Source organism: Cellulomonas sp. B6 (assembly GCF_001462455.1).
In the GTDB taxonomy this organism is placed as follows: Bacteria; Actinomycetota; Actinomycetes; order Actinomycetales; family Cellulomonadaceae; genus Cellulomonas.
This window is the reverse complement of the sequence record NZ_LNTD01000095.1, coordinates 37,707-45,227: the sequence shown is the minus strand read 5'-3', so window position 1 is coordinate 45,227 and position 7,521 is coordinate 37,707. Positions and strand designations below refer to the sequence as shown.

General features: G+C 75.2%; 7 protein-coding genes. 5 read left to right on the top strand and 2 right to left on the bottom strand.

The genetic code is table 11. The annotated features are described in order from the left end of the window. The first annotated feature begins 1 nt into the window (after position 1). Positions 2-691: a DedA family protein gene (locus tag ATM99_RS09360; protein ID WP_150118222.1), complete on the top strand. Its 690-nt coding sequence runs from the start codon at positions 2-4 to the stop codon at positions 689-691. A 247-nt stretch (positions 692-938) separates the two neighbouring features. Next, the gene (locus ATM99_RS09355; RefSeq protein ID WP_062102652.1) at positions 939-1,502 is read left to right on the top strand and encodes a hypothetical protein; all 564 of its coding nucleotides are present in this window, start codon (positions 939-941) and stop codon (positions 1,500-1,502) included. A gap of 3 nt (positions 1,503-1,505) precedes the next feature. On the opposite strand, the gene coaA is transcribed toward ATM99_RS09355, so the two are convergent. Continuing rightward, entirely contained in the window at positions 1,506-2,465 is a 960-nt protein-coding gene (gene coaA, locus ATM99_RS09350; protein WP_062102650.1) for a type I pantothenate kinase, read from the bottom strand. Between the two features lie 84 nt (positions 2,466-2,549). Between coaA and glmS the strand changes: the two genes are divergently transcribed. Together glmS and ATM99_RS09340 are read left to right on the top strand one after the other, a co-directional pair. Continuing rightward, positions 2,550-4,406, top strand: a complete 1,857-nt coding sequence (glmS, locus tag ATM99_RS09345) for a glutamine--fructose-6-phosphate transaminase (isomerizing) (RefSeq protein ID WP_062102648.1) — start codon at positions 2,550-2,552, stop codon at positions 4,404-4,406. Between the two features lie 31 nt (positions 4,407-4,437). Further along, positions 4,438-4,794 (top strand): holo-ACP synthase, encoded by a 357-nt coding sequence (locus ATM99_RS09340; protein ID WP_062102665.1) that lies wholly within the window; start codon positions 4,438-4,440, stop codon positions 4,792-4,794. Between the two features lie 23 nt (positions 4,795-4,817). On the opposite strand, the gene ATM99_RS09335 is transcribed toward ATM99_RS09340, so the two are convergent. Then, positions 4,818-5,804, bottom strand: a complete 987-nt coding sequence (locus ATM99_RS09335; RefSeq protein WP_062102646.1) for an LLM class F420-dependent oxidoreductase — start codon at positions 5,802-5,804, stop codon at positions 4,818-4,820. A gap of 119 nt (positions 5,805-5,923) precedes the next feature. On the opposite strand from ATM99_RS09335, the gene ATM99_RS09330 reads away from it, so the two are divergent. Next, entirely contained in the window at positions 5,924-7,414 is a 1,491-nt protein-coding gene (locus ATM99_RS09330; RefSeq protein ID WP_062102664.1) for an NAD(P)H-hydrate epimerase, read from the top strand. Positions 7,415-7,521 lie beyond the last annotated feature (107 nt).

The window sequence follows — 7,521 nt, the reverse complement described above, 5'->3', positions numbered from 1 at the left end:
CGTGCTGGAGTGGGCGCTGGAGCTGGCGGCCTCGCCGTGGATCTTCGTCGCGCTGTTCGCGTTCGCCGTCGTCGACGGGTTCTTCCCGCCGGTCCCCAGCGAGTCCGTGGTGATCGCGCTCGCGTCGCTCTCGGTGTCCACGGGGTCGCCCGCGCTCTGGGCGGTGGTCGTCGTGGCGGCGCTCGGGGCGTTCGTGGGCGACCAGGTCGCGTACCAGATCGGCACCACCGTGCAGGTGCGCCGGTTGCGCGCCTTCCGCGGCCGCCGCGGTCAGGCCGTGCTCGACTGGGCCGAGCGGGCGCTGCGCACGCGCGCCGCGTCCTTCATCATCGCCGCGCGGTACATCCCCGTCGGGCGCGTCGCGGTCAACATGACGGCCGGCGCGCTCGGGTTCCGGCGCCGCCGGTTCGTCCTGCTGACCGGGATCGCGGCCGTCACCTGGGCGGGCTACTCCGTGCTCATCGGGGTCGGCACGGGTGCGGTGCTGGGGCATGCGCCGCTCGTCGGCGTCGCCGTGGGGGTCGTGGGCGGGGTCGTCGTCGGGCTCGTGGTCGACTGGGCGCTGCGGCGTTGGCTGCGGCTGGACGACCCGCTGCCCGCCGTGGCGCCGGAGGCGGCCGTCGTGACGGTCGAGGCCTTCGTCGAGCCGGTGCCCGAGCCGGCGCCGAGGCGGGAGGGCACGGCCGCCTGACGTCTCCCCGACGGTGCCGCGACGACGCCCGGCGCTGTCGAGGTCACGATGACCTCACGATGTGCGACGTGTGACAACGATCCGGTATCGGCCGACCGGGTGACGCCGTCGCGGTGCCGCGAGCGGCTTACGCTCGAGCGCAGGACGACGTCGACGTCGTCCTCCCCGCACCCGCGAGGCCACGGCGCCGCCGGGGTCGGACCGTCGTGCCCGGGGACGGGAAGGGCGACGAGAGGCAGACGTGCGGGTGGCAGCGGTACGGGCGACGACGGCGCTGGCCGCCGTGCTCGTGGTGGCCGGCTGCGCCGCGACCTCGTCGTCGGACGGTTCGCCCGCCCCCACCGCCGAGGTGCGCACCGGGGCCGGGTGCCTCGACCCGGGCGTCCTGGAGGCCCTCGGCCTGCGGCTCGACGCGACGCTGCACACCGGTGCGCCGACCCCCACGTCCCGCGGCCTGCCGCCGGCCGGGTTCGTCGCCGACAGCGTGCTCGTGTGCGAGCGCGGCGAGACGCTGCGCGACTCCGCGGGGACATGGTGGTCCGTCACCGCCACGCGGCTCGAGGGCGACCTGACCGGGCTGGTGGACGACGTCACGGACGCGGCCGACGGAGCGGGGTGCGCCGACGGCGCGGACGTGCCGCAGGTGTGGCTCGTCGACGCGATGGGCTCGGCGGTGCTGCTGCCGCGTGACGCCGCGTGCGGCGGCGCCGACGGGCTTCCGGCGGCCCTCGAGACGCTCGAGGTCGTCGAGCGCACCGAGCACCCCGTCGAGCTCGCCCGGCCCGTCACGGCGCAGGCGTCCGCGCCCTGACGCTCAGATCTTGCGGAGCCGGACGCGCTGCACCGTGTGGTCCGGGCCCTTGGTGAGCACGAGCGTCGCGCGGCTGCGGGTCGGCAGGATGTTCTGCTCGAGGTTCGGTGCGTTGATGGAGTCCCAGATGCTCTCGGCACGGTCCGCGGCCTCGTCGTCCGACAGCGACGCGTACCGGTGGAAGTACGACTCGGGACGCGCGAAGGCCGTCCGGCGCAAGGACAGGAAACGGTCGACGTACCACTGGCGCACGTCGGACGTGCGCGCGTCGACGTAGATCGAGAAGTCGAAGAAGTCGCTCACGGCCAGGTTCGACGTGCCCTCGGGCGTCGGGCGCGCGGGCTGCAGCACGTTGAGACCCTCGACGATGAGCACGTCGGGCTGCCGCACGACCACCTCGGCGCCGGGCACGATGTCGTACGTGAGGTGGTCGTAGACGGGCACCGCGACCTCGGGCCGCCCGGCCTTGACCTTGGACACGAAGCGCAGCAGCGCGCGGCGGTCGTACGACTCGGGGAAGCCTTTGCGCTGCAGCAGCCCGCGACGCTCGAGCTCGGCGTTCGGGTGCAGGAACCCGTCCGTCGTGACGAGCTCGACCCGCGGCGTGGCCGGCCAGCGGGCGATCAGCTCACGCAGGATCCGTGCGGTGGTCGACTTGCCCACCGCGACGGACCCCGCGACGCCGATGACGTAGGGCGTGCGTCCGACGTCCTCGTGCAGGAACGTGCTCGTCGCCCCGTGCAGGCCCTGGGTCGCCTGGATGTAGAGGTCGAGCAGCCGCGACAGCGGGCGGTAGGTCGCGTCGACCTCCGCGAGGTCGATCGGGTCGCCGAGCCCGCGCAGACGCTCGATGTCCGCGTCGTCCAGGGGCTGGGGCGTCGAGGCGGACAGTCGCGTCCAGGCGTCGCGGTCGAGATCGACGTAGGGCGTGGCGGGGACCTGGGGCGGCACGACGACGATCATCGCGCATGGTCGGACCCCTGCGTGACCGCGCGGCCCTCCGCGTCGCCCCGGAGGGTGCGGCGGGCACCCACTACGATCGGGCCCATGTGTGGAATCGTCGGTTACGTGGGCAGTGCTCAGGCGAGCGACCGCCCTCTCGAGGTCGTCCTCGAGGGGCTGCGGCGTCTGGAGTACCGGGGGTACGACTCCGCCGGCGTCGCGCTCGTCGTGCCGGGCGGGCGTCTCGTGACCGCCAAGAAGGCGGGCAAGCTCGCGAACCTCGTCGCCGAGCTCGACGCGCACCCGCTCCCGGCGGGCACGGCCGCGATCGGGCACACGCGGTGGGCGACGCACGGCGGCCCGACGGACGCCAACGCGCACCCCCACGTGTCGGGGGACGTCGCGGTGATCCACAACGGCATCGTCGAGAACTTCGCGGTCCTCAAGGCCGAGCTGCTGGCCGACGGGGTCGAGTTCGTGTCGGAGACCGACACCGAGGTCGTGGCGCACCTCGTCGCGCGCGAGCACGCCCGCGTGGGCGACCTGACCGCCGCGCTCACGGCCGTCTCGCGCCGGCTCGAGGGCACCTTCACGCTCCTCGCGGTGCACGCCGACGCGCCCGACACGGTCGTCGGCGCCCGGCACGACTCGCCGCTGGTCGTCGGCCTCGGCGACGGCGAGAACTTCCTCGGCTCCGACGTGGCGGCGTTCATCGGCTCGACGCGTGACGCGCTCGAGCTCGGGCAGGACCAGGTCGTCACGATCACGCCGACCTCCGTGGCGGTGACGGACCTCGACGGCAACCCCGTCGAGGCGACGCCGTTCCGGGTGGACTGGGACACCGAGGCCGCCGAGAAGGGCGGCTTCCGGTCGTTCATGGACAAGGAGATCCACGACCAGCCGCACGCGGTGGCCGACACCCTCCTGGGTCGTACCGACACCGCGGGCAACCTCGTGCTCGACGAGCTGCGCATCGACGAGGCGGTGCTGCGCGCGGTCGACAAGATCGTGGTCGTCGCGTGCGGGACCGCCGCGTACGCCGGGCACGTCGCGAAGTACGCGATCGAGCACTGGTGCCGCATCCCGGTCGAGGTCGAGCTCGCGCACGAGTTCCGCTACCGCGACCCGGTGGTCGACGAGCGGACGCTCGTCGTGGCCGTCTCGCAGTCCGGCGAGACGATGGACACCCTCATGGCCGTGCGGCACGCGCGCGAGCAGGGGGCGACGACGCTCGCGATCGTCAACACCCACGGGTCGACCATCCCGCGCGAGTCCGACGCCGTGCTCTACACGCACGCGGGCCCGGAGATCGCCGTGGCGTCCACCAAGGCGTTCCTCTCGCAGATCACCGCCGCGTACCTGCTGGGCCTGTTCCTCGCGCAGCTGCGGGGCAACAAGTTCCCCGACGAGATCGCGTCGACGCTCGCGGAGCTGCGCGCGATGCCGGACAAGATCCAGGAGGTCCTGGACCGGTCGGGGCGTGTGCGGGAGATCGCGCGGTGGATGGCGGACACGCAGTCGGTGCTGTTCCTGGGCCGGCACGTCGGCTTCCCGATCGCGCTCGAGGGGGCGCTCAAGCTCAAGGAGCTCGCGTACATCCACGCCGAGGGGTTCGCCGCGGGCGAGCTCAAGCACGGGCCGATCGCGCTGATCGAGCCCGGTCAGCCGGTGTTCGTCGTGGTCCCGTCGCCGCGGGGCCGGCACTCGCTGCACTCGAAGGTCGTCTCCAACATCCAGGAGATCCGCGCGCGGGGCGCCCGCACGATCGTGATCGCCGAGGACGGTGACGAGGCCGTGCGGCCGTACGCCGACGAGGTGTTCTACGTGCCGCAGTCGCCGACGCTGCTCGCGCCGCTGCTGACGGTCGTGCCGCTGCAGGTCTTCGCGTGCGAGCTGGCCACCGCCAAGGGCCTCGACGTCGACCAGCCGCGCAACCTGGCCAAGTCCGTCACGGTCGAGTGAGCCGCGCGGGCCGCGCCCTGTGGGGCGCGTGGTGATCGTCGGCGTCGGGATCGACGTCGTCGACGTCGCGCGGTTCATGGCCACGCTGCGGCGCGTGCCCCGGCTGCGTGAGCGGCTGTTCACGCCCGCGGAGCGGGACCTGCCGGACGCCTCCTTGGCGGCGCGGTTCGCCGCCAAGGAGGCGATCGCGAAGGCGCTCGGTGCGCCCCCGGGGATGCGCTGGCAGGACGCGACGGTGCGACGCGTGACCGGTGCGCAGCCGGTCGTCGAGGTCACGGGCACGGTCGCGGCGCGCGCCGACGCGCTGGGCGTCGCGCGGTTCCACCTGTCGATCTCGCACGACGCGGGCATCGCGTCGGCGATGGTCGTGGCCGAGCGCGACGTCTGACCGACGTCGCGCCCGGCGCGCGCTCAGCGCAGGTGCGGGACGACCTCGCGTGCGAAGAGCTCGATGCCCGACCGGTCGTACGCGGCCTCGGCGAAGTACGTGATGGCGTACGTCATGCCCAGGCCCTGCAGCTCGCGCAGCGTCTCGACGATCTGGTCGGGCGTGCCGACGAGCGGGCCGCTGCGGAACTGCTCGGCGACCTCGGGGGCCTTGTCGGGCACCGTGGTCGCGTAGTGCTCCTCGACCCACGCGATGCGGTCGTCGACCTCGGCCTGCGTCGCGCCGATGACGACGTTGTAGTTGGCGGACCGCGTGATCTCGTCGAAGTCGCGGCCGATGGCCTCGCAGTGCCCGCGCAGGATCTCGGACTTGTGCGCGAAGCCCTCGGGCGACCCGTCGAAGTTCGTGTACTGCGCGTGCTCGGCGGCGATGCGCAGCGTCTTCTTCTCGCCGCCGCCCGCGATCCACAGCGGCGGACCGTCGACCTGCAGCGGCAGCGGCGAGAGCTGCGCGCCGTCGACCTGGTAGTGCGTGCCGTCGAGCGTCGCGGTGCCGTTGGTCCACATCTGCTTGAAGATCTGCACGCCCTCGTCGAGCATCGCGATGCGCTCGCCGGCGCGCGGGAACCCGTAGCCGTAGGCGCGCCACTCGTGCTCGTACCAGCCGGCGCCGATGCCCATCTCGACGCGGCCGCCCGAGATGACGTCGGCGGTGGTGGCGACCTTCGCGAGGTAGGCGGGGTTGCGGTAGGCCATGCACGTGCACATCTGGCCGAGCCGCACGCGCGACGTCGACGCCGCGAACGCGTTGATGAGGCTCCAGGCCTCGTGCGTGGCCTCGCCGTTGGGCTCGGGCACGGCGTGGAAGTGGTCGTAGACCCAGATCGACTCGAAGGCGTCGCCGTCGTCGGCCCACGACGCGAGGCCGTGCATGACCTTCCAGTGGTCGCGGGCGTCGATGCCCGTGAGGTCCTGCCGCCAGCCCTGGGGGATGAAGAGTCCGAAGCGCATGCCTCGCACGCTACCCGCGGGTCGGGCGCGCGTCCGGGTGGCGCGGCGAGCCCGTGCACCGGGTCCCCGCGACGTACGTGCGCGTCGCGCCCGCGGGCGGGCCCGGGCAGGATGGGCGGGTGCTGCTCTCGTGGGACGCCGCCGCCGTGCGCGCGGCCGAGGAACCCCTGCTCGCGGCCGGCGTGCCGCTCATGGACCGTGCGGCCTTCGGTCTCGCGACGCACGTCGCGCGCGTCCTGCGGGGCGTGCGCGGGCGCGTCGGCGGCGCGCACGTCGTGCTGCTCGTGGGCCCCGGCAACAACGGCGGCGACACGCTGCACGCGGGTGCGCGGCTCGCGCGCCGCGGTGCGCGCGTCACGGCCGTCCTCGCGTCGCCGCGCGTGCACGGCGACGGTCTCGCGGCGCTGCGGGCCGCGCACGGCCGGGTCGCCGTGGCGCACGACGACGCGGCGGCGGACGCGCTCGCGGGCACGGTGCTCGCGGCCGACGTGGTGCTCGACGGGCTGCTGGGCATCGGCGGACGGGGCGGTGTGCGTGGGCCGGGTGCGCGCCTGGTCGGTGCGCTCGCGGCCGCGGACGTGCGGCCGGTGGTCGTGGCGGTCGACGTGCCGTCGGGCGTGGGCGTCGACGACGGCACGCGCACGGGCGTCGTGGCGCGGGCCGACGTCACGGTGACGTTCGGCGCGTGCAAGCCCGCGCTGCTGCTGCCGCCGGCGGCCGACGCGGCCGGGCGCGTCGAGGTCGTCGACCTCGGCCTCGACCTCGCGGGGCCGCCGGCCGTGGCGCGGCTGGCGGGCACCGACGTCGCCGCGCTGTGGCCGGTGCCGGGGCGGACGTCCCACAAGTACGCGCGCGGCGTGCTGGGCGTCGTGGCCGGCTCGGACCGGTACCCGGGCGCGGCGGTGCTCGCGTCCGGCGGTGCGCTGCGTGCCGGCGTCGGCATGGTGCGGTACGTCGGCTCGGCCGGGTCGCAGGTGCTCGCGGCGCACCCCGAGGTCGTGGTGGGGGAGGGCCGCGTGCAGGCGTGGGTGGTCGGGCCGGGTGTCGCGCCCGACGACGACGCGCAGCGGGCCCGCGCGCGCGACGCGCTGGTGCACGCGCTCGCGCATGACGAGCCGGCGGCCGTCGACGCGGGCGCGCTCGACCTGCTGCCGGACCGCGTGCCGCCGCACGTCGTGCTCACGCCGCACGCGGGCGAGCTCGCGACGCTGCTGTCCGCGCGGGGCGCGGCCGTCGACCGCGCCGACGTCGAGGCGGCACCGCTCGCGCACGCGCGCCGCGCGCACGAGCTCACGGGGGCGACCGTGTTGCTCAAGGGCGCGACGACCGTGGTCGTCGGTGCGTACGGCGCGGTGTACGCGCAGGCCGACGCGCCCGCGTGGCTCGCGACCGCGGGGGCGGGTGACGTGCTCGCGGGCGTGCTCGGGGCGCTGCTCGCGGGGCGGGCGGCCGACGCGGTCGACGACCCGACGCTGCCGGTCGCGCTCGCGGCCGCCGCGGCCGCGGTGCACGGGCGCGCCGCGCACGCCGCGAACCCGGGCGGCCCGGTCACGGCGTCCGACGTCGCGGCCGCGGTGCCGCGCGTCGTCGCCGCGCTGGTGACGGCGTGAGCGGGGCCGGCGCGCCCGGGCCCGGCGGCGCCGCGGCGCCGGCGCCGAGCGGCACCGCCGGTGCGCGGGACCGGTCGGTCGCGCCGCCCGCCGTACCGCTCGCCGCC